Origin of the sequence: Kitasatospora sp. NPDC056446 (genome assembly GCF_042796115.1) — a bacterium.
In the GTDB taxonomy this organism is placed as follows: domain Bacteria; phylum Actinomycetota; class Actinomycetes; order Streptomycetales; family Streptomycetaceae; genus Kitasatospora.
The window spans coordinates 34,810-60,844 of the sequence record NZ_JBHTRF010000010.1; the positions used below are offsets into that span (position 1 = coordinate 34,810).

Annotated in this window: 22 protein-coding genes; 8 read left to right on the top strand and 14 right to left on the bottom strand. The window is 74.5% G+C overall.

The features are described 5' to 3' along the window. The first annotated feature begins 15 nt into the window (after positions 1–15). Positions 16–2,199, top strand: a complete 2,184-nt coding sequence (locus ACFQ6N_RS09370) for a 3-hydroxyacyl-CoA dehydrogenase NAD-binding domain-containing protein (RefSeq protein ID WP_380648027.1) — start codon at positions 16–18, stop codon at positions 2,197–2,199. A 19-nt stretch (positions 2,200–2,218) separates the two neighbouring features. On the opposite strand, the gene ACFQ6N_RS09375 is transcribed toward ACFQ6N_RS09370, so the two are convergent. The 3 genes from ACFQ6N_RS09375 to ACFQ6N_RS09385 form a co-directional block, all read right to left on the bottom strand. Next, positions 2,219–2,992 (bottom strand): MerR family transcriptional regulator, encoded by a 774-nt coding sequence (locus ACFQ6N_RS09375; RefSeq protein ID WP_380648028.1) that lies wholly within the window; start codon positions 2,990–2,992, stop codon positions 2,219–2,221. Positions 2,993–3,114: 122 nt separating this feature from the next. Then, positions 3,115–3,834, bottom strand: a complete 720-nt coding sequence (locus tag ACFQ6N_RS09380; RefSeq protein WP_380648029.1) for a hypothetical protein — start codon at positions 3,832–3,834, stop codon at positions 3,115–3,117. A 270-nt stretch (positions 3,835–4,104) separates the two neighbouring features. Continuing rightward, entirely contained in the window at positions 4,105–5,217 is a 1,113-nt protein-coding gene (locus ACFQ6N_RS09385) for an isopenicillin N synthase family dioxygenase (RefSeq protein WP_380648030.1), read from the bottom strand. On the opposite strand from ACFQ6N_RS09385, the gene ACFQ6N_RS09390 reads away from it, so the two are divergent. Then, the gene (locus ACFQ6N_RS09390) at positions 5,216–5,344 is read left to right on the top strand and encodes a hypothetical protein (protein WP_380648031.1); all 129 of its coding nucleotides are present in this window, start codon (positions 5,216–5,218) and stop codon (positions 5,342–5,344) included. The genes ACFQ6N_RS09385 and ACFQ6N_RS09390 overlap by 2 nt on opposite strands. A 221-nt stretch (positions 5,345–5,565) precedes the next feature. On the opposite strand, the gene ACFQ6N_RS09395 is transcribed toward ACFQ6N_RS09390, so the two are convergent. Continuing rightward, positions 5,566–6,213 carry a response regulator gene (locus tag ACFQ6N_RS09395; protein ID WP_380648032.1) on the bottom strand — a complete coding sequence of 216 codons (648 nt, stop codon included), beginning with the start codon at positions 6,211–6,213 and terminating at the stop codon, positions 5,566–5,568. Further along, entirely contained in the window at positions 6,165–7,688 is a 1,524-nt protein-coding gene (locus tag ACFQ6N_RS09400) for a histidine kinase (protein WP_380648033.1), read from the bottom strand. The genes ACFQ6N_RS09395 and ACFQ6N_RS09400 overlap by 49 nt, the downstream gene beginning before the upstream one ends. 278 nt (positions 7,689–7,966) lie before the next feature. Between ACFQ6N_RS09400 and ACFQ6N_RS09405 the strand changes: the two genes are divergently transcribed. Beyond that, positions 7,967–8,680 carry an ABC transporter ATP-binding protein gene (locus ACFQ6N_RS09405; protein WP_380648035.1) on the top strand — a complete coding sequence of 238 codons (714 nt, stop codon included), beginning with the start codon at positions 7,967–7,969 and terminating at the stop codon, positions 8,678–8,680. 64 nt (positions 8,681–8,744) lie between these two features. Beyond that, complete coding sequence (locus ACFQ6N_RS09410) at positions 8,745–11,138, top strand: FtsX-like permease family protein (RefSeq protein WP_380648036.1); 2,394 nt, start codon at positions 8,745–8,747, stop codon at positions 11,136–11,138. Between the two features lie 130 nt (positions 11,139–11,268). Here the strand turns inward: ACFQ6N_RS09410 and ACFQ6N_RS09415 are convergent, their stop codons facing one another. The 5 genes from ACFQ6N_RS09415 to ACFQ6N_RS09435 form a co-directional block, all read right to left on the bottom strand. Next, positions 11,269–12,027, bottom strand: coding sequence for a MerR family transcriptional regulator (locus ACFQ6N_RS09415; RefSeq protein ID WP_380648037.1), 759 nt, complete (start codon positions 12,025–12,027; stop codon positions 11,269–11,271). Positions 12,028–12,230: 203 nt separating this feature from the next. Continuing rightward, positions 12,231–13,241 (bottom strand): DUF2332 domain-containing protein, encoded by a 1,011-nt coding sequence (locus tag ACFQ6N_RS09420; protein WP_380648038.1) that lies wholly within the window; start codon positions 13,239–13,241, stop codon positions 12,231–12,233. Positions 13,242–13,451: 210 nt separating this feature from the next. Beyond that, entirely contained in the window at positions 13,452–13,823 is a 372-nt protein-coding gene (locus tag ACFQ6N_RS09425) for a hypothetical protein (protein ID WP_380648039.1), read from the bottom strand. A 76-nt stretch (positions 13,824–13,899) separates the two neighbouring features. Beyond that, positions 13,900–15,057, bottom strand: a complete 1,158-nt coding sequence (locus ACFQ6N_RS09430) for an SUKH-4 family immunity protein (protein WP_380648040.1) — start codon at positions 15,055–15,057, stop codon at positions 13,900–13,902. A gap of 882 nt (positions 15,058–15,939) precedes the next feature. Beyond that, on the bottom strand, positions 15,940–16,440 hold the full coding sequence (locus tag ACFQ6N_RS09435) for an Imm21 family immunity protein (RefSeq protein WP_380648041.1): 501 nt from the start codon (positions 16,438–16,440) through the stop codon (positions 15,940–15,942). 246 nt (positions 16,441–16,686) lie between these two features. Here ACFQ6N_RS09435 and ACFQ6N_RS09440 point away from each other — a divergent pair, with 246 nt between their 5' ends. Next, positions 16,687–16,863, top strand: a complete 177-nt coding sequence (locus ACFQ6N_RS09440) for a hypothetical protein (RefSeq protein ID WP_380648042.1) — start codon at positions 16,687–16,689, stop codon at positions 16,861–16,863. A gap of 105 nt (positions 16,864–16,968) precedes the next feature. Here ACFQ6N_RS09440 and ACFQ6N_RS09445 read toward each other — a convergent pair whose 3' ends face one another. The 4 genes from ACFQ6N_RS09445 to ACFQ6N_RS09460 form a co-directional block, all read right to left on the bottom strand. Beyond that, positions 16,969–17,559, bottom strand: coding sequence for a DinB family protein (locus ACFQ6N_RS09445; protein ID WP_380648044.1), 591 nt, complete (start codon positions 17,557–17,559; stop codon positions 16,969–16,971). 124 nt (positions 17,560–17,683) lie between these two features. Continuing rightward, complete coding sequence (locus ACFQ6N_RS09450) at positions 17,684–18,256, bottom strand: dihydrofolate reductase family protein (protein WP_380648045.1); 573 nt, start codon at positions 18,254–18,256, stop codon at positions 17,684–17,686. A 99-nt stretch (positions 18,257–18,355) separates the two neighbouring features. Beyond that, positions 18,356–19,093, bottom strand: coding sequence for an SRPBCC domain-containing protein (locus tag ACFQ6N_RS09455; RefSeq protein ID WP_380648046.1), 738 nt, complete (start codon positions 19,091–19,093; stop codon positions 18,356–18,358). Continuing rightward, entirely contained in the window at positions 19,090–19,800 is a 711-nt protein-coding gene (locus ACFQ6N_RS09460) for an ArsR/SmtB family transcription factor (RefSeq protein ID WP_380648048.1), read from the bottom strand. The genes ACFQ6N_RS09455 and ACFQ6N_RS09460 overlap by 4 nt, the downstream gene beginning before the upstream one ends. A gap of 181 nt (positions 19,801–19,981) precedes the next feature. Between ACFQ6N_RS09460 and ACFQ6N_RS09465 the strand changes: the two genes are divergently transcribed. From ACFQ6N_RS09465 to ACFQ6N_RS09475, 3 genes are all read left to right on the top strand, one after another. Next, entirely contained in the window at positions 19,982–20,734 is a 753-nt protein-coding gene (locus tag ACFQ6N_RS09465) for a hypothetical protein (protein WP_380648049.1), read from the top strand. A 163-nt stretch (positions 20,735–20,897) separates the two neighbouring features. Next, on the top strand, positions 20,898–22,574 hold the full coding sequence (locus ACFQ6N_RS09470; protein WP_380648050.1) for a DNA polymerase Y family protein: 1,677 nt from the start codon (positions 20,898–20,900) through the stop codon (positions 22,572–22,574). 58 nt (positions 22,575–22,632) lie between these two features. Next, complete coding sequence (locus ACFQ6N_RS09475) at positions 22,633–25,998, top strand: error-prone DNA polymerase (protein ID WP_380648051.1); 3,366 nt, start codon at positions 22,633–22,635, stop codon at positions 25,996–25,998. The last annotated feature ends 37 nt before the right edge of the window (positions 25,999–26,035 follow it).

The following is a 26,035-nucleotide window of genomic DNA, read 5'->3' on the forward strand; positions in this document are numbered from 1 at the left end:
GAGACCGTGAACCTCATGAGCGACACCACCACCATCCGCTGGGAGCAGGACCAGGACGGCGTGGTCACCCTCGTCCTCGACGACCCCACCCAGTCCGTCAACACCATGAACGAGGCCTTCACCGCCGACTTCGAGGCCGTCGTCGGCCGCCTGGCCGGCCTCGGCGACGCGCTGCGCGGCGTGGTCATCGCCTCCGGCAAGAAGACCTTCTTCGCCGGGGGAGACCTCCGGATGCTCTCCGCGGCCAGGCCCGAGGACGCCGAAGCCGTCTTCGAGAAGTCGATGCGGATCAAGCGCTCGCTGCGCACCCTGGAGACCCTCGGCAAGCCGGTCGTCGCCGCCGTCAACGGCAGCGCGCTCGGCGGCGGCCTGGAGATCGCCCTCGCCTGCCACCACCGGATCGCGCTCGACACCCCGGCCAGCCGGATCGGCCTGCCCGAGGTCACCCTCGGCCTGCTGCCCGGCGGCGGCGGAGTGGTCCGTACGGTACGGCTGTTCGGCATCACCGACGCCCTGCTGAAGTTCCTGCTGCAAGGCAGCCAGTACCGCCCGGCGCAGGCCCTGGAGCACGGCCTGGTGCACGAACTCGTCGACACCCCGGAGGAGTTGACCGCCCGGGCGCGCGCCTGGATCGAAGCCAACCCGACCGCCGTCCAGCCCTGGGACGTCAAGGGCTACCGGATCCCCGGCGGCACCCCCTCGACCCCGGCCCTCGCCGCCAACCTGCCCGCCTTCCCCGCCAACCTGCGCAAGCAGCTGAACGGCGCGCCCTACCCGGCCCCGCGCAACGTCCTGGCCGCCGCGGTGGAGAGCACCCAGGTGGACGTCGACACCGCGATGGCCGTCGAGGCCCGGTACTTCACCGAACTCGCCTGCGGCCAGACCAGCAAGAACATGATCCAGGCACTGTTCTTCGACATGCAGGCGGTCAACTCCGGTGCCGGGCGCCCCAAGGACATCGAGAAGCGGTCGGCCCGCAAGGTCGCCGTGATCGGCGCCGGGATGATGGGCGCCGGCATCGCCTACACCTGCGCCAAGGCCGGCATCGAGGTCGTCCTCAAGGACGTCAGCACCGAGGCCGCCGAGCGCGGAAAGGCCTACTCCGAAGGGCTGCTGAACAAGGCCATCGCCCGCGGGCGCTCCACCGAGGCCAAGCGCGACGCCCTGCTCGCCCGGATCACCCCCACCGGCGACCCCGCCGACCTGGCCGGCTGCGACACGGTCATCGAGGCGGTCTTCGAGAACACCGAGCTCAAGCACAAGGTGTTCCAGGAGATCGAAGGCGTCGTCGCCCCCGACGCGCTGCTCTGCTCCAACACCTCCACCCTGCCGATCGGCCTGCTCGCCGAGGGCGTCCGGCGCACCGGCGACTTCATCGGGCTGCACTTCTTCTCGCCCGTCGACAAGATGCGGCTCGTGGAGATCATCCGCGGCCCGCAGACCGGCGACGAGGCCCTGGCCCGCGCCTTCGACCTGGTCCGGCAGATCGACCGGACCCCGATCGTCGTCAACGACTCCCGGGGCTTCTTCACCTCGCGGGTCATCGGCCAGTTCCTCAACGAGGGCGTCGCCATGGTCGGCGAGGGCATCCACCCCGCCTCCGTCGAGCAGGCCGCCGCCCAGGCCGGGTACCCCGCCAAGGTGCTCTCCCTGATGGACGAGCTCACCCTCACCCTGCCGCGCAAGATCCGCGACGAGTACCGGCGCTCGGTCGAGGCCGTCGGCGGCACCTGGACGCCGCACCCGGCGGACGCGGTGGTCGACCGGATGGTCGACGAGTTCGGCCGCCCCGGGCGCAGCGGCGGCGCGGGCTTCTACGAGTACGGCGAGGACGGCAAGCGCGGGCGGCTCTGGCCCGGCCTGCTGGAGCACTTCTCGGACGGGGACGCCGCCGGGGCGGGCGAGGTCCCGTTCGAGGACCTCAAGGAGCGGATGCTGTTCAGCGAGGCCCTGGACTCCGTGCGCTGCCTGGAGGAGGGCGTACTGATCTCGGTCGCCGACGCCAACGTGGGTTCGATCCTCGGCATCGGCTTCCCCGTCTGGACGGGCGGCGTGTTCCAGTACATCAACGGGTACGAGGGCGGCCCGGCCGGCTTCGCGGCCCGAGCCCGCGAACTCGCCGCCGCGTACGGCGAGCGGTTCGCGCCGCCGGCGCTGCTGGAGCGGATCGCGGCCGAGGGACGGACGTTCACCGACTGACGGTTCCTGTGAGGGGCTCCTACGAGGGGTCCGGCTCGTTGTGGTGCTCGGGTGAGGCTGTGTTGAGGACGGCCTCACCCAACTCCTCCCGGAGCGAGCGCTGGAACGCCGTGACCAGGGCCTGCGCCACCATCGGCTGGATGTGGTCGGTCAGCGCCTTCATCCGGGCGAGCTCCGCCGGTGCCGGCTCGCTCTCCCGGTAGGGCTTCCAGACCGTCTCCCGGAACAGCCGCTGCAGCTCCCGCGCGGTCGCCCGGCTGTGCTCCAGCACCACCGCCCGGGCGGCCAGCAGGGTGTCCAGCGGGATCGGCACGTCCAGGATCCGCACGCCCAACGGCAGCAGGCCCGGGTCCACCCGGAACACCCCGGTGTCGTCGGTCCGCTCCAGCGCCCCCATCGCCGCCAGCCGCTCGATGTGCTCCTCCGACAGCCCCTGCCCGGCCCGCCGCTCCAACTGCGCCCGCCCCAGCTCCTCGGTGGCCTCGGGCGTCCAGGACGCCACCAGCGCCCGGTGGATCGCCAGGTCCAGCGGTGTGCTGTCCTGCGGCAGCCGCGCCAGGTACCGCTCGATCGCCGCCAGCGTCAGCCCCTGCCGCTGCAACTCCTCGATCAGCCCCAGCCGGTCCAGGTGCGCCTCCCCGTACAGCCCCACCCGCCGCGGCCCCAGCTCCGGGGGCGGCAGCAGCCCCTTCGTCCCGTAGAACCGCACCGTCCGCACCGTCACCCCGGCCCGCGCCGCCAACTCGTCCACCGTCAGCCGCACCTCACCCACCACGGCGCCGTGCTCCCCCATCTGCTGCCTCCTACTGGCACACTCCTGCTGTAACAGCAGCAGTGTGACAGTGCTGCCCGTGCCGGTCCACCGGTGCCCGTGGCGGCCCGCCGTCGGGCCGGACGCGGGCCCCGGCCGGCGCCTCAGCTCCAGTCGAAGGTCAGCAGCGCGAGCCGCTCGACCGGCTCGAAGAACAGCAGGATCGAGTCGGCGCCCGTGCGCCGGTAGTTCCAGCCGTGCGCCGAGGCCACGAAGCGGAACGGGTTGCCCGCCGGACTGACCGGCCACGCGGTGTCCTCGTCGTACTCGACGTGGAACAGCTCGGGCTGGACCCAGTTGCCGTGCGAGTCCGCGTCGCCGCCGAGCTGCTCCAGCAGGGTCAGGGCGGTGGCACCTTCGTATCGCGGCGACCCGTCGTCGTCGCGCATGAGCAGGACGCCCTCGCGACGGTAGGCGTCCCGGTGTGCCAGGTAGCTGCGCTCCTCGGCGTCGCAGTGCTCGTCGAGCCGCGTACGGAACCCGGGCCAGGGGTCGGGCAGTTCCTCGGGGGTCGTCGCCCGAGCGAAGTAGCGCGGGTCGCCGAGGAGGCGGTAGCGGTCGCCCTCCATCGAGAACCCGAGCCAGTTGGTCCTCTGCAGGGGTGAGTGGAAGGCCTCGGTGTGGTCGCCGAGGTAGGCCTCCGCCGGCTCCAGCGGGCTGACCAGGTGGATCCACCCCTGCCAGGCCGGGTCCACCCCGGCGAGGTCGATCGAGACCAACGGGTGCAGGTGCGCCGCCAGTTCGACCTGGTCGGTGACGAACACCTCCGCGGGGTCGGGGTAGACCCGCAGCCCCGCCCCGGCCGTCATGATGTCCTCCTGCATGAGGGGCCTCCGCCGCTCTCCCGCCCGGTGATCGGCCGGGCTGCCGGTACGTGTGATCGATCGACGGACAGTCAACCCCACCCGTCGGACACTCGCGGCCGGCGGCCTCTCGTCGGCTCGTCCTCGGCCTCTTCCCGCGGTACGCCGACGCCCCTGCCGTCCACCGGGGTCCGGTTTCGGGCAGGGGCGTCAGGTGTGCCGGGGGCTTCAGGGGTGCCAGGGCCGCGTGGTGGCTCGGTGGCGTGGTGGCGCCGTGGTGGCAGCCCCGGTTCAGGCGAGGGCGGCGTGGTGGCGGCGGGTGACCTCGGGGTGGGCCCGGGTGTAGCCCTTCCACTCGTTGAGGCCGAAGTCGGCGAAGAGGGGGTTGTCCGGGTCCTCGGTGGCGCCGGGGGCGTGGTGGGCGAGCGGGAAGTCCAGCGGCGCGATGTGGGCGTCGAGGCGCGGGTTGTAGAAGAACGGGACGGAGAAGCGCTCGCGGGCGCCGACCGGGCTGACCACGCGGTGGTTGGTGGCCTTGAGGTAGCCGTCCGTGGCCACCTCCAGCAGCTCGCCGAGGTTGACGACGAAGGCTCCCTCGACCGGGGGGATGTCCAGGAAGGTGCCGTCCTGGCGTTCCACCTGGAGGCCGCCCACGGTGTCCTGGAGCAGCAGGGTGATGAAGCCGTAGTCCTTGTGGGCGCCGACGCCCTGGCCTGCGCCGTTCGGGGCGGTGCCGGGGTAGCGGACCAGCTTGAGGCGCAGGTGCGGGTGGCCCGCGAAGGCCTGGTCGTAGAAGTCGGGGCGGGCGCCGATCGCGGTGAGGAGTTCGTGCAGCAGCCGTCGGGCGACGTCACCGAGCCGGTCGATCCAGCCGAGGGCGGCGGCGCGCAGCTCGGGGAGCGCCTCGGGCCACTGGTTGGGCCCCTCCAGCCACCAGTACGGGGGCTCGCCGGTGCCGGGGACGTGCGGGGGCAGCTCGGCGCCGATGTCCAGCTGGTCGCGCCAGTCCTGGCTGCCGCCGGTGCGCTCGTCGCCGGTGCGGGTGTAGCCCCGGTAGTGCGGGGAGTTGAGGTTGCTCACGGCGAGCCGGTCGGCTTCGGGGAGGGCGAAGAAGGCGCGCATGGCTCCGGTGAGCGCGGCCGTCTCCTCCGGGGTGACACCGTGGCCGACGAGCTGGAAGAAGCCGACGCCGGTGGCCGCGTCGCGGAGCTCGTCGTGCAGGCGGCGACGGTCCTCCGGGCTGCCGGTGGCGAGCGAGAGGTCGATCACCGGGAGGGCGTCCGTGGGGGCGGTGCTGAGGGCGTCCGGGTGGGCGGCGGTGGAGGCGTCCGTGGGGGCGTCGGTGCCGATGTCGGAACCGGAGTCGGAGCCGGTTTCGGATATGGGCGTGTGCTGCTGCGTCATGTGTGACATCCGCTGGGTCTCGTCCCGGCCGGTCCCGGTGGTCGACCGGGGACGGGCGGAGCTGCGCCTGGTGCGGCGGGTGCTCCGGGGCCGGGAGGCGGTGGCGGCCGGGTGGGGCCGCCGTTGAGGGTGGGTGAAGCGAGGTTCAGCCGGAGCGTCGACAGGACATGGTGGTCACGCGGAGCAGGTCCACGTGGCGGCGGCGAACAAGGATGAGCACGTCACCAGCCTAAATGACCGGTTCGGTGGCGGGCGAGCCCCCTGCAGCGGAGGGCCACTCGCCACTTGTCGGTGATCTTTCAAGGGGTGGGTGCGGGGCGGCTCGGGTGCTGTGGCCGGCGGCTCCTTTCAGGAGTTGTTGAGGTGGGCCAGGACGGCCAGGACCCGGCGGTTGTCGTCGTCGGAGGGCTGGAGGTCGAGCCGGACGAAGATCGATGCGGTGTGCTTGGCGACCGCCCGCTCGGTGATCACCAGCTGCTGGGCGATGGCGGCGTTGGAGCGACCCTCGGCCATCAGCGCCAGCACCTGCCGTTCACGCGGGGAGAGGGTGGAGACCGGGCCCGCCGAGGAGTTGTGGGTGAGCAGCCGGGTGATCACCTCGGGGTCCATCGCGGTACCGCCCTGGGCGACCCGTCGGACGGCGTCGATGAACTGGGAGCCGTCCATCACCCGGTCCTTCAGTAGATAGCCGATCCCGCCGGTGCTGCCGGCCAGCAGCTCGCGCGCGTACAGCTGCTCCACGAACTGCGACAGCACCAGGACGGGAAGCCCGGGGTGGGCCTGACGGGCCGCCAGCGCGGCCCGTAGCCCCTCGTCCGTGAAGCTCGGCGGCAGCCGGACGTCGACCACGGCGATGTCGGGCCGGTCGGCCGCCACCGCGGCGAGCAACTGCTCCCCGTTCTCGACCGCCGCGGTGACCTCCATGCCGCTGGCCTCCAGCAGCCGGGTCAGGCCGTCCCGGAGGAGGAAGAGGTCTTCGGCGATGACAACGCGCACGGGATCTCCAGGTTCACGATGGTCGGCCCCCCGGACGGGCTGCTGATGGCGAGCACCCCGTCGAAGGCGGACAGTCGGCGTTCGGTTCCGCTGAGGCCGGTGCCCCGCGACGGGTCGGCGCCGCCGCGCCCGTCGTCGGTGACCGATATCCGCAGCAGCCCGTTACTGTGCCCTATCTCGATCCATACGTGCGAGGCGCCTGCGTGCTTCACCACGTTGGCCAGCAGTTCGGTGACCGCGAAGTAGGCGGCCGACTCGACCGGGGCGGGTGCCCGGCCGGGCAGGCTGCCGGTGAAGGTGACCGGCAGCGGCAGGTCCAGCGCCGTCGCCTGCACCGCGTCGGCCAGCCCTCGGTCGGCGAGTACCGGGGGGTGGATGCCCCGGACCAGGTCCCGCAGCTCGCCCAGTGCCTTCACCGAGGAGGTCCGGGCCTCGGCCAGCAGCGGGCCGAGGGCGTCCGGGTCGTCCTTCAGCTGCTCGGCCACGGTCAGCAGCATGCCCAGGGCCACCAGCCGGGCCTGCGCGCCGTCGTGCAGGTCCCGTTCGATCCGGCGCAGCTCGGCCGCCCCGGCGTCGATGGTGTCCGCCCTGGTCCGCACCAGGTGGCTGACCTGGTGGGCGAGGTCGGCCCGGCGGGAGGGCCCGAGCAGGGCCCGGGCGGCCCTCTCGTGGATCCGCAGGACCGGCGGGGCGGCCCACAGCGCGGCCACCGGGGCGACCCAGAGGCCCATCGAGTAGATGATGAACAGCGGGAAGAACGTCCCGTTCCGGCCGAAGATCTCCAGGGCGATCGGGGTCAGCACCACGATCGCGGCGGTGAGCAGCACCGCGCACCCGCTGAGCAGCGCCCAGGCCAGATCCCGCCAGGTCGCCGGGTCGGTCAGCCAGCCGCCGGCCCGCAGCCGCTGCCAGGGGCCGGCGGCTCCGGCCCGGCCTCGGTACGGCACCGGGACCGGCCGCCCGCTCCACTTGCCGACGACCCGCCGGCTCTCCGTCGCGATCCAGCGCGCGCAGAACAGCCCGAGCACCAGCAGTGACGGCGCCAGCCACAGCGAGACGGACCGGCTGCCGGGCGCGGCGCCGCCGTAGAGGTGCGTCGCCGTCACCGCGAGCGCGCCCGGGGCGAACAGCGCGGCCCCGGCCGCCCGGCCGCCGCCCCCGGTGGCCCAGCAGAGCGCCCAGAGGGCGACCGGCCCGCACGGCACCAGCAGGATGAGGGGGCCGCCCGGCCCGAACAGGTGGGATTCGTCGGGGCCGAACAGCGCGGCGGCCAGCAGGACCGGCCCGGCCAGCAGCGAGACCAGGCCCGTCACGGCCAGCGTCACCACGTACCAGGCGCGCACCCCGTCCACACAGGCCCCGCTCACCCGCCTGGCGGCCCGGAGCACCGCTCCCAGGCCCGCACTCGCTCCCAGGCCCGCACCCGCCGCCGGCCTCGCGGCCGTACCCGCCGCCGTACTCGTCTCCGCACGCATGACGCGCCCCCTCGCCGTCCCGGGAACCCCCGCCGGGGGCCCCGAAGCCCGTGGCCCCGGAGCCTCCGCGGACCCCGGTTTCCGATCTTCGCCAGCTCAGTGTGCCCGGCCCCCGACAACCGACGCTCTAGGCCTGGACACCCAGTTCGGGGTGTATCTGGATACACCCCGAAGACGCCGTCCAGACGGTTGTCCGCGGCCCCTCCCCGATTCGTAGCGTCTGTTCCGTCAGCCGGACCGGGGCCTCCCGGTGCCGGACCCCGAACCGTGGAGGGCCCGTGAACGCGCCGATCATCCGGATCCGCGGCGTCAGCAAGACGTACGACCGATCCGACACAGCCCCTCCCGCCCTGGCCGGGCTCGACCTGGAGGTACGGGCCGGGGAGGCGCTGGCCGTGCTCGGCCGCTCGGGCAGCGGAAAGTCCACCCTGCTGAACCTGATCGCGGGCCTCGACCGCCCGAGCGAGGGCGAGGTGGAGGTGGACGGCGTGGGCGTCCACAAGCTCGGCGAGGCGGCACTGGCCGAGTACCGGCGGACACGGATCGGCATGGTGTTCCAGTTCTTCAACCTGCTCGACGACCTGAACGCCGAGGACAACGTGCTGCTCCCGGCCCAGCTCGCCGGGATGCGCCGGGAGCAGGCCCGGGCCCGGGCCGGGGAGCTGCTGGAGCGGCTGGGGGTGGCCCGGCACGCCAAGGCCTTCCCCGGCCGGCTCTCCGGCGGTGAGCGCCAGCGGGTCGCGGTGGCCCGGGCATTGATGAACCGGCCGCCGGTGCTGCTCGCCGACGAGCCCACCGGGGCGCTGGACACCGCCTCGGCCGCCGACGTCCGCGACCTGCTGCGCGGGCTCAACGCGGAGGGCCAGACGATCCTGCTGGTCACCCATGACACCGCGCTCGCCGAGGCCTGCGCCGACCGGACGATCGAGCTGCTCGACGGCCGGCTGGTCCGGGACACCGCTGCCGTGCCGGCCTCCGGAGGCTTGCTGTGACGGGGCCGGCGCGGGGGAGCCGCGGGTCGGCGAAGGCCGGGGTCGAGCGAAGGGAGGCGGGCGCATGAGCGCGCTCGGCAAGGTGGTCCGGGCCGGGGTGGGCCGCAAGCGGGTCCAGACCTTGGTCATGGTGCTCACCACGATGATGTCCGTGACGGCGTGCATCCTCGCGGTCGGGCTGCTGGTCGCCGCCCAGGGCCCGTACCAGCGCTCCTTCGCCGACCAGCACGGCGCGCACCTGAACGTGCTGTACGACCCGGCCAAGGCGAGCCCGGCCCAGCTCGCCGCGGCCGCCCACGCGCCCGGGGTGACGGCCTCGGCCGGCCCCTACCCGGCGGTCGGCGTCCGGCCGCGCGCGGGGGAGGGCACCGGGATCCCGTCGCCCGGCACGCCGCTCCCTCCGATGACGCTGGTCGGTCGGGCACAGGACGGCCCGATGGACGGCCTGCGGATCACCAGGGGCCGCTGGGTCGCGGGCCCCGGCGAGGTGGTGTTCCCGGACAGCCGCTCCCCGCTGACCGTCGGCGACAGCATGCAGTTCCCGGACCTCCCCGGGCATCCGACGCTCAAGGTGGTCGGCCTCGCGGCCTCCGTCTCCTGGAGCGCGGACGGCTGGGTCGCCCCCGAGCAGGTCGCCGGGCTCACCGCGCCCGGTACGACGCCCGCCGTCCAGTACCTCTACCGCTTCGGCCACGCCGGCACCGACGCCGAAGTGGAGGCCGACCACGCCGCGATCGTCGCCGCGGTCCCGGCCGGCGCGCTCACCAGGGCGACCTCGTACCGGCCCGCGCAGGAGGAGGCCGACCGGACGGCCTCGACCTTCGTCCCGTTCGTCACCGCCTTCGGGGCGCTCGGCCTGGCCATGTCGGTGCTGATCATCGGCGTCGTGGTCAGCGGAGCCGTCACCGCCGCCACCCGGCGGATCGGCATCCTCAAGTCACTGGGCTTCACCCCGGCCCTGGTGGCGCGCGCCTACGTCGGCCAGGCGCTGATCCCCGCCGGGATCGGCACGGGGCTCGGCGTGCTCGGCGGCAACCTGCTCTCCGTACCGGTCCTCGGCATCGCCCACAAGGCCCTGCGCGGCGGCCTGCTCGGCATCCCGCTCTGGGTGGACCTCGCCGTCCCGGCGGCGGCCCTGGCCGCGGTGGCGGGCACCGCGCTGGTGCCCGCGCTGCGGGCCGGGCGGCTGCGCACGGTGGAGGCGCTCGCGATCGGCCGCACGGCCCCGGGCGCCAAGCGCGCCGCCGCCGAGGGGGCCCCGGGCCGGGCCGGGGCGGCGGGCCTCCTGGCGAGGGTCCGCAACGGGGTGGGCCGGCTGCCGGTGCCGCGTGCGCTGAGCCTCGGACTGGCGAGCCCGTTCAACCGGCCGGGCCGCTCGGCCACCACGGCGGCCGCGGTGGTGCTCGGTACGGCCGGGGTCACCCTCTGCGTCGGCCTGACGCTCTCGCTCGGCCTGCTCCAGGACGGCCTGGACAGCGGGCGCGGGGGCAAGGTCATGGTCCAGACCCCGATCGAGGGCACCCCCGACCCCGCCGGCCACGTGGACGAGGCCGCCGTGGCCAGGGCGATCGAGGCCAGGCCCGGCACCCGGGCCTGGTACAGCAGCGTCCCGACGCCGGTGGCCGTGGCGGGGAGCACCGCGCGCTCCGAGGTGGTCGCGTTCACCGGTGACGCCTCCTGGAACGGCTACCAGCTGGTCTCCGGCCGCTGGTTCCACGGCCCAGGGGAGATCGTGGTCGGCTCCGCCTACCTGCGCGCCAACCGGGCGAAGGTCGGTGACACCGTGACCCTCACCGACCACGGGCGCACCACCCCGGCGACGATCACCGGTGAGGTCCTGGGCACCAGCGACTCCGTCCTGCTGGACCGGTCCACGCTGGCCCCACTCGGCGGCGCCGTCGCCGAAGAGGCCATCGCCTTCCACATCGACCTCACCCCGGGCACCGACGCGAAGGCGTACGCCGACGCGCTGGACAGCGCGGTCCGGCCCATGGGGCTGAGCGCCGCTCCCGGCGAGCAGCACATCAACATCGTGGTGCTGGCGATGAACACCCTGGCGGCGACGCTCACACTGCTGCTCGCCGTGGTCGCGGGGCTCGGGGTGCTCAACACCGTGCTCCTGGACACCCGGGAGCGGGTGCACGACCTCGGGGTGCTCAAGGCGCTCGGGATGTCGCCCCGGCAGACCGTCGGGATGGTGCTCACCTCCGTCTGCGCCAGCGGACTGGTCGCCGGGCTGATCGGAGTCCCGATCGGGATCGCGGTGCACCACCAGGTGATGCCGGCGATGGCCCGCGCCGCCGGGATCGGGGTGCCCGACACGGACATCGGCGTGTTCGACCCGGCGGTGGTGGGGCCCCTGATACTCGGCGGCCTGGTGCTGGCCCTGCTCGGTGCCGCCCTGCCCGCCACCTGGGCGGCCCGGACCCGGACGGTCACCGCGCTGCGGACGGAGTGACGGCGGGGTCCTCTCCCGTCCCCCGGGCGGGAGAGGACCCCGGCAGGGCCTGCGGTCTCAGGACCTGCGGTCTCGGAACCCCTGAGACTGCGGGCCCAGGCCTCGGGCCCGCGGTCTCAGGAGTGAGGAGTCAGGACAGCCGTGCCGCCGCGTACGCCTCCATGGCGGCCCGCTGGTACGCGGCCAGGCCCGGGGCGATGGCCTCGTACGCGGCACCCCACTGCTCGTTCTCGGTGCAGGAGCGCGCGATCGCGAGGTACTCCTCCACAGTGACGGGCCGGATGGTGCCGAGCTGTCGGTACTCCTCGTCGATCGTGCTCTGCACGGGCTCGGCGTCGGCCGGGTGGCCGGCCGCCAGCAGCTCCGCCAGACGGACCATGCGCGCGGTCCGCTCGCGCTGCCCGGCCTCGACCTCCTCCGGGCTCATCGCGGCGGTCACCCGCCGGGCCGCCTCGGCGTGCTCGGGGAAGTCGCGCAGGCTCGCGTCGATGTCGGCGGGCTGCATGCCCTCGAACAGGTTCTCGGGTCGGTTGATGGTCATGGGCGTGCCGTCCTCTCGGGAACGTTCCAGGTCGGCGATCGTGCGGGAAACGGTGGCGGCCAGGGCGTCCAGCCGGTCGCGCTCGGAAACCAGCTGCCGATGGTGGCCCCGCAGGGCGTCCACTTGGTCCACCTGGTCATGCAGGATCCGGGCGATCCCGGTCAGTCCGACGCCCAGCGCCCGCAGCACGAGGATCTGCTGCAGTTGCAGCAACTGCCGTTCCTCGTAGTAGCGGTGGCCGTTGGAGCCGATCCTGGCCGGGGGCAGCAGTCCGATCTCGTCGTAGTGCCGCAGAGTCCGGGCGGTCACCCCGGACATCCGGGCGACCTCCGCAATCGGCCAGGCCATGGCCGCCTCCCCTCGCTTCCGGTTCCCCACGTTCGTCGTACCAGGGCCGGTTCCTCCGGCCCTGGTCACGACGGTAGAAGCTGCCGCTGCGGCAACTTCAAGTCCGCGTTTCCAGCACTTTGCCGAGCCCCTGCCGAGCCTCTGCCCAGCCCCAGCCCCTGCCGATTCCGGCCCGGTGCCGCCACCGCCACCGCCCCCGGCGCCTATGCCTCGCCGAACCAGTCCAGGGACTGCCCGTGCGGGCCGGTGAAGGCCACCGGCCGCTCGTCCAGGGCGAGCGCGAACAGCCCGGACCCGGCCGGGGCCGGGCGGGGCAGGCGTCGGGCGACGGCCGGCAGCACGGAGACCGCCTCGTTGGAGATCCAGTGCCCCGGCAGCTCCCGCACGGTCACCGCGAACTCCTCCCGCGCCTCCGGCGGCAGGTAGGCGAGTACGGCGCTGTGGAACACCACAGGCGTCGCTCCCGCCGGTACCTGCGCCACCAACTCCCGTACCGCCGCGTTGAGATCGCCGCGCACCAGCAGCGGCGGTTCGGCCCGGGCGACCCGGACGGCGCCGCGCAACCGGTCCAGCCGGTGGGTCTGCTCCGGCCAGACCAGCGACTCCAGCCAGCGCACGTCCTCCTCGGCCCGGACGTCCAGCGGATTGAGGTCGATCCCGGCCCGCCACACCACCTCCGGCAGCCGTTCCCGCAGGGACGCGGGGAGCGGCACCGGTCCGCTCACCGCGCAGTCCAGCGTCACCGGGCTCGTCACGGCACCGAACTCGGTCGCCGGGGCGCCCGTCCCGTCCGCCGACAGGTGCCGGTAGCGGTAGCGGTACCGGTCCGGGTACAGGCAGAGCCCGGCCGAGGCCCCCACCTCGATCAGCGCGAGGGGCTGCGGCAGTGCCGCCAGCAGCGGCAGGAGGGTGGCGCAGCGGCCCGCCTCGTTGGTCTGCGTCCGCCGCTCCAGCATCGTCGCCGATGCCTCGGCCCAGTGGGCCGCCACCCAGTCCCGGAAGGCCGGCCAGCCCTCCGTCACCGGCCCGCCCAGGTGGCGGACCGCGCCGAACAGCAGGTTCGGCTGCCGCTTCGCGGCCGGCAGCCCATCCAGCAGCGTGCGCAACCGGTCGTCCCCGGCGACGTGTTCGGCCAGGTCCTGGTAGATCGCGGAGTTGCCGCGAGCCTCCCGCTCCGCGAACGCGCGGTAGAGGTCCCCCGTATCGCTGTGCATCTCTCGCGTGCTCCTTCCGAGCGCCCGGAGTGAACGATGTGATCAAAGTGTTCGATGTGATCGAAGTGATCGAATCGCACAGCCTACGCCCGGCCCGGGAGCCCCTTCCGTCGTGCGCTCACCGTCGTCCGCGGCCGTCGCGCGGGGCCCTCGCCCGTCGCCCGTCGCCCTCGCCCGCCGCCCGGGGCCGTACCGGGCCGGTGGGGCCGGTCAGCGCAGCCCGCGTCCCGGCTGCCAGTCCAGCCCGGGGTACGGGCGCGGCCGGACGAGCCGGACCAGTCCGGTCGTCGACCACACCACCACCGTCAGCAGGCCGTAGAACACCAGCAGCGCCCAGAACGGGGTGGTGGACAGGCTCTGGTGCTCGAAGCGGCACCAGGCGTCCGGTGGCAGCCAGGACGCGCCCGTCTCCAGCAGTCGCCCGCCGCCCGACACCTGGCCGTGTTCGCACCGCTCGGCGTAGTGCAGCGACCGTACGTACAGCAGGCCGTACAGTCCGGCCGCCGAGGCGAGGGCGAGGGCTGCGGCGCCGACGAGGAGCACCGCCCGCCGTCGCCTGGCCGCCGTACGGATGTTCGTCACCGGGGCAGCGTACCGGCGACCGTCGCCCGCCCCGGAGGTGCGCGGCGGCGGCCCGGCGGAGCACGACGCCGCGGCGTCACCCCAGCAGGCCACCCATGTGCCCGTCCTCGGCGAGCAGCCGCCAGGACCGGCCCGGCGAGGCGAAGGCTTCCGGGTCGACGGCCTCCACCAGCCGGTCCACCACCGTGCTCAGCAGCGACTGCGGGTCGAACACGGCCCAGGTGCCGCGGCCCCGGCCGTAGTCCCAGCGCTCCCACTCGGCGCGCAGCCGCGCGTACGTCCACAGGGCGTAGAGCAGGGCGGACAGGTCGCGGTTCAGGTAGGCCTCGGGTTGGCCGTCGTCGTACCAGTCGGGCAGTTCCAGTCGGCCGGTGGCGCCGTCCAGCGCGATCGTGAGGTCGGTCGGCCAGTCCCCGAGCGCGATGAAGTCCCGCTGGTACGGGCGCTCCTCCTCGCCGTCGAAGTACTCCGGGTAGGCCTCGCCCATGGTGACCAGCGGCTCGTCGCACACCCCGAATATCGCCCCGCCCAGCGGCAGCCCGACCTCGGTCAGCAGCCGCCGGGTCGGCTCGTGCCGCAGCCCGGCGGGCAGGTGCTCGGGCCGGAACCGGTGGACCCGGCCGGGGCCGTCCTCCTCGTCCGTCAGCGCGGCGACCTCCGTCACCAGCTCCGCGCCGATGTCGTACGCGAGACCGTCCGGACCGCCCGGTGCCGCTCCCCAGCCCAGCGCCCGCACCAGCAGCGCGGTGGGCCAGTGGGCGGGCGGCGCGGCGTCGTCCCCGAACAGCGCGGCGTCGTCCCCGAACAGCGCGGGATCGACCTCCCGCATCCGCCGCCCGGCCTCCGCCAGCACCTCGGCCACGGCTGCCGGCCCGCGCCGCCCGTCCAGCGCCCGAGGCTGTCGGGCCGCCTCGGCGACCGCCTCCACCTCGCGCACCAGCCCGGCCAGCGCGGTCAGGTCGGAGGCCAGCAGGTCCCGTCGCGGGCCGCCGTTGTCCAGGAACACCTCACCGGTCGTGCCGTCCAGCAGCACCAGGTTGCCGACGGCGGCGAAGGGCGTGCAGTAGTCCGTCTCCCCGAGGACGAACAGTCGCTGCGTGTCGCCCGGGGCGGCTCGCAGCTCCCCGCTCCCGAGCGCGCCGAAGTCCAGGAACGCCCCGGCGGCCGGCAGCCCCTCCCGCGTCAGGAACTCCCGGCTCCCCGCGTGCACCACGCCGTCCGGCAACCCCGCCACCTGCTCGCACTCCACGTGCCCCGCCCTTCCCCGTCCCCGATCCCCAGACCCTAGCGGCCCGGTCGGACATCGCCGGCCGGTTTCGGGCCGGGGGAGGCACGACGGTCCACCGGCTCGGCGACCAGAGGGCCACGCTCCGGCGGCCAGGGGGCCGCGCGCAGGCCACGTGCTCGCTGCGGCGCGGATTCAGGCGCAGCGAGCCGCCCAGCTCCACGACGAAGGTGAACGGCTCCGCGAGCTCGGCCGCCGTACGGGCCTCCGCCCAGGCGGTGAACTCCCCGGCCGTGCGCACCGGTCGGCCGACGGGACCGCCCGCCGTCCGCAGCTCCGGCGGCCCCACGTACCGGTACGCCCGGCCGAAGCCGTCCGACACCTCCGCCGTGACACCCCGCTCGGCCAGCCGGACCCGCCAGTACGCCATCTCGACGGCCGCTCCGGCCGCGCCGAAGTCCCGCAGCCGGTCCAGGAGTTCACGCGACCGGGACAACGAGGCCCCGGAGACCTCGCGGAGCGTCCGCGGCGCTGCCGGCGGATCGGCGAGCGGCCCGGCGAGCCGGAGCCGGGCCGGGCCGTGGGTGGCCGACAGGGCTTCGCGGATGCCCTCCGGGGCCGGCTCCGGGCCCGTGTGCTCGCACAGTTCGGTGCCGCAGTGCGGGCAGGAGAGCGCGGAATCCCACCACAGCTCCCGCCCGTTCATCAGGAACTGCCCGACGCTCCGGACGGCGGCGCCCCCGCAGTCCGGGCATCGCACGGCCACCCGCACGCCCTGCTCCGCCCCGTTCACGTGCCGATCATGCCTGAGCCCGGCGGCCACCCCGTGCCGCCCGCCGACCGGCCCGGGCCTCGCGACCGGTCCCAGCCCGGTCCCAGTCCAGTCCAGGGTCAGGCCTCGGAGGCCGCGTCCACTGCCCCCAGCCGGACGAGCATGACCGAGGTCTCCCCGTCCGGTTCCACGTAAGCGGCGCGGACGCGGTGGCGCCCGGCGGCCAGGTCGAGGCGGAGCCGTCCCTCGGCGGCGGACTCCGCACCCGTCCACCCGGCGTCGAAGAGGTACACCGGACCGCCCGCCACCTCCCAGACCGTCTCCGGCTCCCATGCGGCGAGTCGCAGGGCCCGTGGCAGGGCGGCGAGGACCGCCTCCTCGGATTCCGCCGCCACCCAGCGCAACAGCAGTCCCTGTTCGGGCAGGTAGGTCGTCGACGCGGGCTCCTCGCCGAGGACCAGCGCCTGCGCCCCGCCGACATCCAGCAGCCCGAGGTGGCCGTCGGTCCCGCAGGCCCGGTCGTAGTCCGCGCCCGCACAACCCGTCCACGCACCCAGTGCCGCTTCGGGGACGAGCACCAGTGGCCCGCCCTCGGAATCGATCCACTCCATCAGGCTCATCGGAGCACCGTACGCCGGAGGCGGGTGCACAGGTTCGGATCCCACCGGGGCACTTCGCAGTGAGCGCCTGAAAGGCCGAGGTCAGCGGGTAGTTGCCGCCGGCCGGGGCCTTCGTCATGCCCCGGTCCCCGGCAGTGGCATTCTCGACCCCGGTCCGGACGGGACATCCGCCAAAACGGCTCCGCGGCCCGGTGGACAGCCGTAGGCTCCACACACATTGTGTGTTCATTCTCAGGGGGGGCCTGCATGAGTGACTACGTTGACCACGCCAACGCCGCCCGTGCGTATCTGGACCGGCTGCCAAAACGCGTGTCGCCCGACACTCTCGTCGGAGCCGCGAAGGTCGAGGCGTACCTCGCACTCGCCGCCGTCCTCGCCCGCCATCTTGAAACCCCGACCGACAGGTCCCGCCCGGCCCAGTAGCCTGTGCCCCGATCGCGCCCCGATCGGGCGGGGAACCACGGGGAGCCACGGGGGCAGCGGCCCCTCAGGGGCGGGTCGGGTGGCCGGCCCTGAGGGGCCGGCGGGTCAGGCGAGTCCGCCGGCCTTCCGGGCCGCCTGCTCCACGCGGTCGTGGTGGGCCTGCCACCAGTCCGCGTCGCCCTCGGCGGTGTTGGCGCCGTCGGGGCGTTGGCCGACGGCGCCGTCGACGAGTTCGCGGACCAGGTCGGCGTGGCCGATGTGCCGGTGGCATTCGGCGATCATGTGGACGAGCACCCGGTGCAGGGTCTGTTCGGGGCGGTCGCCGAACGGCAGCCGGCCGGTCGCGTCCAGCGGCAGGGCCTCGATGGTGGCGTCGGAGTGCGCCCAGACCCGCCGGTAGCGTCCGACGATCTCCTCGGTGCTCTCGTCCGCCCGCGCCCACAGGTCGCCGTTCGGCTCGGTGCCGCCGATGAACCACAGCGGGGCCTGCTCGGGGAACGGGCGCCCGAAGGTGTCGCCGAAGTAGAGGGCTTCGGCCCCGGTGAGGTGCTTGACCAGCCCGAGCAGGTTGGTCCCGGTGGGGGTGAGCGGGCGGCGCAGGTCGTACTCGGAGAGGCCTTCGAGCTTCCAGAGCAGGGCGTCGCGGGCGTCCTGGAGGTAGATCCGCAGGTCGGTCTTGTCATCCGTCACAGTCATGGGGACAGTCTGTCGATCACCGGGGGCCCGTCCACCGATTTCCGCTGCCCACTGTCCGCAGTCCGTTCGCCGCTCCCTGAAAGGGAATTGACGGACAGTCAATTCCCTTTCAGGGCAGATAGGTTCAGCGGACGACGTCGAAGACCTGCTTCTGCAGGCCGTTGCTGTAGGCCTCGTGCTCGACCAGCTTCAGCTTCTGGGCGTCCTTGTCCGTGCTGCTGAACAGGCGCTTGCCCGCGCCGAGCAGCAGGGGGTAGACGAGCAGGTGGTAGCGGTCGATCAGGCCGGCGTCGGAGAGGGCCTGGTTTAGGGCGGCGCTGCCGTGGGCGATGATCGGGCCGCCCTCGGTCTCCTTCAGGGCGGCGACCTCGTCGATCGAGCGCAGGATGGTGGTCTCGCCCCAGTTCGACACCAGGTCGTCGTCGGTGAGGGTGGTGGAGACGACGTACTTCGGGAGGGTCCGGTAGCGGGCGAAGTCCGCCATGTCCGGCCACACCGGGCTGAATGCCTGGTAGCTGACCCGGCCCAGCAGCATCGCGGTGGCCTCCTCCTGCTCCCGCCCCTTGATCTCGAACGCCTCGGGGACGAAGTCGATGTCCTTGAAGGTCCATCCGGAGTTCCGGTAGCCGGGCTCGCCGCCGGGGGCCTCGACGACGCCGTCGAGCGAGATGAAGGCGGAACTGATCAGGGTGCGCATGGGTGGTTCCTCGGTTCTCGTACGGGCTTGCGGGCTTGCGGGTCAGTAGGTCAGCGGGTCAGCGGGTCGGCAGGTCGGCGGGCCGGTAGGTCCACGGGCTCAGGCGAGCTGCCCGGTCAGCCACCGCTGCCAGGCGGCTTCGGCCCCCTCCGGTGCGGCGCCGAAGAGGTGGTGGAACATCAGCACCAGGCCCGAGCCGTGGTGGAAGGTGTACAGCCCGTCGGCGGTGCGGACTTCGAGGCGCTCGTCGTCCGCCCAGACCACCTCGCCGTCCAGCGGCGGCAGTCCGGCCGGCTCGGCGTGGGCCCGTGCGCCCGTGGTGACCGGAAGGGCCAGCGACAGGGCGCCGGCGAGGGCGGCCCGGACCTCCGGCTCCGGCCGTCCGGCGGACGGTGCCGCGGCGAAGACGGGTACGGCGGTGCGGCCGGTGAAGTGGGTGAGGTACTCGCGGAGCGTGTGGAGGTGGAAGGGCCAGCCGCGGCGCAGCGCGTCGTACTCGTCCTGCCAGTCGTTGCCGAGCAGGCCGCTGTGGACGACGCGCAGTACGGTGGCGCCGCCGTCCCGGCCCTCGATCAGGTACTCGAAGGCCATGAAGCGGCCGTCCTCGGCGGCGGCCGTACGGGTGGCCAGGCGCTTGCCGGGTTCGTAGGCGGTGATCACCGCCTCTGAGCGGTGGCCCCCGGTCTCCATGGCGGCGGTGCCGCCCTCGCGCGGGTCCAGTTCGTTGCGGCCCATGAACCAGGAGTCGATCCCCGGTCCGGTGGCGATCGCGTCCCAGACCTGGTCGGGGCTCGCGGGCAGGGAGGTCTCCAGCTCGATCTCGAACGGGTGCGTCATCGTGGGTCCTCCTGCTTCGGTTCGGTCCCGGCCCGGTTCGGCTCGGTCCCGGTCTGTGCTGTCGCTGTCGCTGTCGCTGTCGCTGCCGCTGCCTCGGGTTCAGGCTCGGGTCCGGCCGCGGGCTGTGCCACCGCGGGGATCTGGTGGAGTCCGACGATCACCCGGTGGCTGCGGCCGTCGGGGGCGGACTCGTCGTGGTAGCGGCTGACGAGGGTCGCCACGGCCTGGGCCAGTTCCTCGGCGAAGGCCGTCCGGTCGGCGGCGGAGGCGAACCGCACCTGTGCGTCGATGCCGAAGGTGGCGACCCGCCGCCGGGCCCGGGTGGCGCCGGTGAGCAGGCTCCCGACCTCTTGCACCAGCCGCGAGCCGAGGGCCAGCAGCCAGCGGGCGGAGAGCTGGTCGGGTGAGCGGGAGGGGTCGGGGCTGACGGCGGCGAGGACGCTGGGGGAGATCACGTAGGAGGCCGCGGTGGCGCGGTACACCCGTTCGGTGACGTTGCCCTTGCGCCGTTCCTGGACGAGTTCGACGAGTGCGTGTCGTTCCAGTTCCTTCAGGTGGTAGTTGACCTTCTGCCGGGGCAGGCCCAGGCGGGTGGCCAGCATGGCGGCCGAACCGGGTTCGGCGAGGGCGGCGAGGATCCGGGCCCGGATCGGGTCCAAGGACGCCTCGGCCGCGGCGGGTTCTTCGATCACAGCGACGTCCAGCACTGTTCCAGGATCTGACCGACAGAAAAATTTGTCAAGGAAAAAAGATTTGTCGGTAGTCCGGTCGGCCGAGCGTTTTCACCCGTCCGGCGGCGGCACCCGCCGTGACCTGGCACGGAGTGTGACGGGTCGGGCTACGGGGTCGGACTTGAATCTTTGCGAACAGATGTTCGATCCTGGGGTCGTGCCCGTTTTCGAATCTGTTTTCGAATCCACCGTCGAGCAGCCCGCACGCCCCCTGCTCCGACCGGTGGCGCTCCCGGCTGCCCTGCCGGGGGAGCGCGGGGGGTCCGGGGCGACGGCGGAGACCCGGGGCCTGCTGCCGGTGCCACCCGCCCTGCGGGAGGTCCTGCCGGACGGCGGGCTGCGGCGCGGCACCGCCGTGTCGGTGGCGGGCGGGGACGCCGGACTGCTGCTGGCGCTCGCCGCCGGAGTACGGGAGACCGAGGGCGGCTGGGCGGCGGCGGTCGGGCTGCCCGACCTCGGACTGGCCGCCGCCCAGGGCTACGGGCTGGACCTGCGCCGACTGCTGGTCGCGGACGACCCCGGGCCGCACTGGGCCGAGGTGGTGTCGGTGCTGGCCGGCGCGGTCGAACTGATCATGCTGCGCCCGGACGGGCCGGTGCCGCCGAAGTCGGCCGCCCGGCTGGCGGCGGTGCTGCGGCGCAGCGGCTGCGTACTGCTGGTCGCCGGGCCGTGGCCGGGCGCGGTGCTGCGGCTGGCGGTGCGGTCCGGGCACTGGGTCGGGCTGGGCGACGGCCACGGGCAGCTCGCCGGCCGGCAGGTGGAGGTGGTGGCCGAAGGCCGGGGCTCGGCGGTGCGCGGCCGCACGGCCCGGCTCTGGCTGCCGGACGAGTACGGCGCGGTGCGCCCGCTCCGGGAGCAGTCGCAGCCCGTGGCGGAGCCGGCGGCCCCGCACATCGCGGCGGTGGTCTGAGATGCCCGGGAGCGGGAGAGCGGGCGGCGAACGACCCGACAGCGAGCGGTCCGAGAGCGCGGGACCCGAGAGTACGAGACCCGAGAACGCGGGACCCGAGAGCGCGGGACCCGAGAACGAGCGACCCGGCAGCGCGACGCCCGGCGGCGAGCCGCCCGGGCCCGTGGCGGACCGGACCCCCCGGGTGCTGGCGGTCTGGTGCCCGGACTGGCCGGTGGTGGCCGTCACCGCCGACGACCCGGTGGCGGTGACCGAGGGCGGGCGGATCCTCGCCTGTTCGGCGGGCGCCCGGGCGGCCGGGGTGCGGCAGGGGCAGCGGCTCAAGCTGGCCCAGCGGCTCTGCCCGGAGCTGGAACTGCGCGACCGCGACCCGGAGGCGGAGGCCCGCCGCTTCGAGCCGGTGGTCGCGGCGGTGGAGGCGTTCACGCCCCGGGTGGAGGTGATCCGCCCGGGCCTGTGCGCGATCCCGGTGAAGGGGCCGGGGCGCTACTTCGGCGGCGAGGAGGCGCTGGCGGCCAAGGTTCGTACGGCGGTGGCGGACGCCCTCGGGCAGCCGCCCGTCCCGGACGCCGTCCCCGGCGCGGTCACCCCCGCCACCCCCACCACCCCCGACACCCTCACCGCCCCCGCCACCCCCGCGCGCCCCGGCACCCCCGCCACCCCCGCGCGCCCCGGCACCCCCCGGGCGAACACCCCGCAAGCCCAGGTCGGCGTCGCCGACGGCCTGTTCGCCGCCGTGCTCGCCGCCCGGGCGGGTGTGCTGGTCCCGGCCGGCCGGACGGCGGAGTTCCTCGCCCCGTACCCGGTGGGCACGCTGGGCGACGAGGCGCCGGCCGAGTTGCTCGGGCGCCTCGGCCTGCCCACCGTCGGGGCGTTCGCGGCACTGCCGTCCGAGGCGGTCGCGGACCGCTTCGGCCCGGCCGGGACGGCCGCGCACCGGCTGGCCCGCGGGCTGCAGCCGCGCCCGCTGGTACCGCGCGACCAGGAGCCGGACCTCGCCGTCGAGCAGCGCTTCGATCCGCCGGAGCCGCTGGCCGAGCCGCTGGTGTTCGTCGCGCGCACGCTGGCCGAGGCGCTGCACCAGCGGCTGGCCGGGGCCGGGTTGACCTGCCGCCGGGTGGCCGTCGAGGTGGCCTGCGCGGACGGCCGGACGGCGTCCCGGCTGTGGCGGCACGAGGGCAGGCTGTCGGCGACGGCGCTGGCCGAGCGGGTCCGCTGGCAGCTCCAGGCCTGGCAGGGCGCGGGCACCTTCGCCGCCGCCGGGGAGGACCCCGACACCGGCTTCACCCTGCTCCGGTTGGCCCCCGACGGCCTTTCCCCGGACCAGGGGCGCCAGTTGGGGCTGTGGGGCCAGGCGGTCGCCGACGACCGGGTGGAGCGCGCGGTCGCCCGGGTGCAGGCGGTGCTCGGGCACGCCGGGTTGCGCCGGATCGAGCCGGCCGGCGGGCGCGGTCCGGGGGAGCAGGCGGTCAGGGTGCCGTGGGGCGAGCCGTACGACGCGGCGGTGCCGGCCGACGCGCCGTGGCCGGGGCGGCTGCCGGAGGTGTGGCCGGCCGTGGTGCTGCGGGAGCCCGCGCCGGTACGGGTGCTGGACGGGGCCGGGCAGCCGGTCACGGTGGACGGCCGGGCGGGGGTGTCGGCGCGGCCGGTGCTGGTCGTGGTCCGGGGGCGGGAGGAGCGGGTCGACGGCTGGACCGGGCCGTGGCCGGCGGTCGAGTACTGGTGGGACCGGTCGCTCGCCCGACGCCGGGCGCGGTTCCAGGTCGTGGTGGGCGGCGGCCGGGCGCTGCTGCTGACGGTGGAGGGGGGTGCGTGGTACCTGGAGGCCGGTTACGACTGACCGGCGGCCGGGCCGAAGGGGGGCAGGACGAGCACGAGAACGACGAAGGCGACCCCCGATGGGCTTCACCAGCCACCCCACCGTTCCCTGGAGCGAACTGCACCGGCGGCTGACCGGCACGGCGCCGGACCGTACGGTCGTCCCGCTGCACCGCCCCGGCCGGCCGGAGCCCGCGGCGCCGCAGGAACACCCCGCGCCGTCGCCCCCGATGCCGGAGGGCCGCGGGAACCCGGAGGACCCGAAGGGCCCCGCCGGTCCGCAGGAGCCCTGGGCCGAACTGCACGTCCATTCCGCCTTCAGCTTCCTGGACGGCGCCAGCGACCCGGAGGACCTGGTCGCCGAGGCGGCCCGGCTGGGTGTGGAGACCCTGGCGGTCACCGACCACGACGGCCTGTACGGCGCCGTCCGGCTCGCCGAGGCGGCCCGGGGCACCGGGGTGGCCACCGTGTTCGGCGCCGAGCTGACCCTGAACCGCCCCCCGACCGCCCCGGCCGAGGCCGAGCGCCCGCAGCCCCCGCGAACCCCGCAACCCCCGCAGAACCCGCGAACCCCGAACCACCCCCCGGCCGAGGCCGAGCACCTGCTGGTCCTCGCCCGCGACCCGGCCGGTTACCGCAGGCTCTCCGCCGCGATCGCCGCCGCCCAGCTGGCCGGCGGCGCGAAGGGCCGCCCGGTGTACGACCTCGCGGCGCTGGCCGGGGCGCACGACGGCCACTGGGCGGTGCTCACCGGCTGCCGCCTCGGCCGGGTCCCGGCGGGCCTGGCGGACGGTACGGCCGGGCAGCGGCTCACCACCCTCACCGAGGCGTTCGGGCGCGAGAACGTGTACGTCGAACTGATCGACCAGTGGCTGCCCGGCGACGACCGGCGCAACGACGCCCTCGCCGCGCTCGCCGCCGGACACGGGCTGACCGCCGTCGCCTCCACCAACGCCCACCACGCCGGTCCCGCCCAGGGCCGCCTCGCGCAGAGCCTCGCCGCGCTGAGCGAGCGCCGCACCCTCCAGGACGCGGCCGGCTGGACCAGGGCGGCCGGCACCGCGCACCTGCGCTCGGGCCGCGAGATGGCCGGCCGGCTGGCCCGCTTCCCGGGCGTGCAGCGGGCCACCGCCGACCTCGGCCGGGCCTGCGCCTTCGACTTCGCCCGGCTGGACCCGGAGCTGCCCGGCTTCCCCGTCCCCGAGGGCGAGACCGAGACCAGCCACCTGCGCGCCCTGGTCGCGGCCGGGGGCCCGGCCCGCTTCGGCCCCGGCAACGCCGCCGCCCGCCGCCAGCTCGCCAGGGAGCTGGACGTGATCGAGGACCTCGACCTGGCCGGCTACTTCCTGATCGTGCACGACATCGTGGACTTTTGCCGCAGCCAGGACATCTGGTGCCAGGGGCGCGGCTCGGCCGCCAACTCGGCGGTCTGCTACGCCCTCGGGATCACCGCCGTCGATCCGGTCCACTACCGGCTGCTGTTCGAGCGCTTCCTCTCCACCGCCCGGGACGGGCCGCCCGACATCGACCTGGACATCGAGAACCGCCGTCGCGAGGAGGTCATCCAGTACGTCTACCGCCGCTACGGCCGCGACCACGCCGCCCAGGTCGCCAATGTGATCACCTACCGGCCCCGGCTGGCGATCCGCGACGCAGCCAGAGTGCTCGGCTACCCGCAAGGGCAGGTGGACGCCTTCAGCCGGCAGACCGACTTCCGCTCCGCCCCCGGCGCGGACGCCGTCATCCCGGCCGACGTGCTCTCGCTCGCCACCCGGCTCCACGGCCTGCCACGCCACCTGGGCATCCACTCGGGCGGCATGGTGCTGACCCGGGAGCCGATCGGCGAGATCTGCCCGACCGAGTGGGCCCGGATGCCGGGGCGTTCCGTCCTCCAGTGGGACAAGGAGTCCACCGCCGGTGCCGGGCTGGTGAAGATCGACCTGCTCGGCCTCGGCATGCTCGCCGCGCTGCACGACGCCTGCGACCTGGTCGAGCGCCACCACGGCCTGCGCTACGACCTGGCGACCATCCCGGACGACGACCCGGGCGTGTACGCGATGCTGCGCCGGGCCGACACCGTCGGCGTGTTCCAGGTCGAGTCCCGCGCCCAGATGGCGACGCTGCCCCGGCTCAAGCCCGACCACTTCTACGACCTGGTGGTCGAGGTCGCGCTGATCCGCCCCGGCCCGATCCAGGGCGGTTCCGTCCACCCGTACCTGCGCCGCCGCGCCGGGGCGGAGCCGCCCGGCTGCCCGCACCCGCTGATGGAGAACGCGCTCGGCAAGACCCTCGGGGTGCCGCTGTTCCAGGAGCAGATGATGCAACTCGCCATCGACTGCGCCGGGTTCAGCCCCGCCGAGGCCGACCGGCTGCGCCAGGCGATGGGCGCCAAGCGCTCGCACGAGCGGGTCGCCCGGCTGCGCGAGCGGCTGCTGGGCGGGATGGCCGAGCGCGGCATCCCGCCGGAGGTCGCCGAGGACGTCTACGGCAAGATCGAGGCCTTCTCCAACTACGGCTTCCCGGAGAGCCACGCGATCAGCTTCGCCTACCTGGTGTACGCCAGCGCCTGGCTCAAGCACCACTTCCCGGCGGCCTTCACCTGCGCCCTGCTGGCCAACCAGCCGATGGGCTTCTACTCGCCGCTCAGCCTGGTCGCGGACGTGCGGCGGCACGGCGTCCGGGTACGCGGGGTGGACGTCAACGCCAGCGGGGCGCGTCCCACCCTGGAGCCGTACCGGGGGCCGACCCCGAAACCGCCGCTGACCGCCGGGCGCCCGCAACCGGCCATCCGGCTCGGCCTGGAGACCGTCCGCGGCATCGGCACCCCGCAGGCCGAGGCGGTCGTGGCCGGACAGCCGTACGCCGACCTGGAGGACTTCGCCCGCCGCACCGGCCTGCCCGCACCCGCCCTGGAGGCGCTGGCGACCGCCGGGGCCTTCGACTGCTTCGGGCTGACAAGGCGTCAGGCTCTGTGGGCGGCAGGGGCGTTCGCCGGGATCTCGGCCGCGCTGATCCCCGGCACCACGCCCGGCACCGGCGCCCCGGAGCTGCCCGGGATGAGCCCGGTCGAGGAGACCATCGCCGACCTGTGGGCCACCGGCACCTCCGCCACCAGCCACCCGCTGCAGCACCTGCGGGCCCACCTGGAGCGCGGTGGCGCGCTCTGCGCGGCCCGCCTCCCGGACGTGCCGCCGGGGACGGCGGTGCTGGTCGGCGGCCTGGTCACCCACCGGCAGCGGCCGCCGACGGCGGGCGGGGTGCTCTTCCTCAGCCTGGAGGACGAGACCGGCCTGATCAACGTGATCTGCAACCGCCCGGTCTGGGAGTCCCAGCGCCGTACCGCCCTGGACCGGGCCGGGCTGCTGGTGCACGGCCACATCGAACGCGACCGGGGCGCCACCAACCTGATCGCCACCCGGCTCACCCCGCTCCGGATCGGGCTCTGAGAACACCGGGGCCCCCGAAGCCGCCGAAGCTTCGAGG

Bases quoted from the DNA above. Each gene is read 5' to 3' on its own strand.
- ACFQ6N_RS09370 (WP_380648027.1), top strand. From the start codon at position 16: ATGAGCGACACCACCACCATCCGCTGGGAGCAGGACCAGGACGGCGTG.
- ACFQ6N_RS09375 (WP_380648028.1), bottom strand. From the start codon at position 2,992: ATGGGGGAGCACGGCGCCGTGGTGGGTGAGGTGCGGCTGACGGTGGAC.
- ACFQ6N_RS09380 (WP_380648029.1), bottom strand. From the start codon at position 3,834: ATGCAGGAGGACATCATGACGGCCGGGGCGGGGCTGCGGGTCTACCCC.
- ACFQ6N_RS09390 (WP_380648031.1), top strand. From the start codon at position 5,216: ATGTGTGACATCCGCTGGGTCTCGTCCCGGCCGGTCCCGGTGGTCGAC.
- ACFQ6N_RS09385 (WP_380648030.1), bottom strand. From the start codon at position 5,217: ATGACGCAGCAGCACACGCCCATATCCGAAACCGGCTCCGACTCCGGT.
- ACFQ6N_RS09400 (WP_380648033.1), bottom strand. From the start codon at position 7,688: ATGCGTGCGGAGACGAGTACGGCGGCGGGTACGGCCGCGAGGCCGGCG.
- ACFQ6N_RS09410 (WP_380648036.1), top strand. From the start codon at position 8,745: ATGAGCGCGCTCGGCAAGGTGGTCCGGGCCGGGGTGGGCCGCAAGCGG.
- ACFQ6N_RS09415 (WP_380648037.1), bottom strand. From the start codon at position 12,027: ATGGCCTGGCCGATTGCGGAGGTCGCCCGGATGTCCGGGGTGACCGCC.
- ACFQ6N_RS09420 (WP_380648038.1), bottom strand. From the start codon at position 13,241: ATGCACAGCGATACGGGGGACCTCTACCGCGCGTTCGCGGAGCGGGAG.
- ACFQ6N_RS09435 (WP_380648041.1), bottom strand. From the start codon at position 16,440: ATGAGCCTGATGGAGTGGATCGATTCCGAGGGCGGGCCACTGGTGCTC.
- ACFQ6N_RS09440 (WP_380648042.1), top strand. From the start codon at position 16,687: ATGAGTGACTACGTTGACCACGCCAACGCCGCCCGTGCGTATCTGGAC.
- ACFQ6N_RS09445 (WP_380648044.1), bottom strand. From the start codon at position 17,559: ATGACTGTGACGGATGACAAGACCGACCTGCGGATCTACCTCCAGGAC.
- ACFQ6N_RS09450 (WP_380648045.1), bottom strand. From the start codon at position 18,256: ATGCGCACCCTGATCAGTTCCGCCTTCATCTCGCTCGACGGCGTCGTC.
- ACFQ6N_RS09455 (WP_380648046.1), bottom strand. From the start codon at position 19,093: ATGACGCACCCGTTCGAGATCGAGCTGGAGACCTCCCTGCCCGCGAGC.
- ACFQ6N_RS09475 (WP_380648051.1), top strand. From the start codon at position 22,633: ATGGGCTTCACCAGCCACCCCACCGTTCCCTGGAGCGAACTGCACCGG.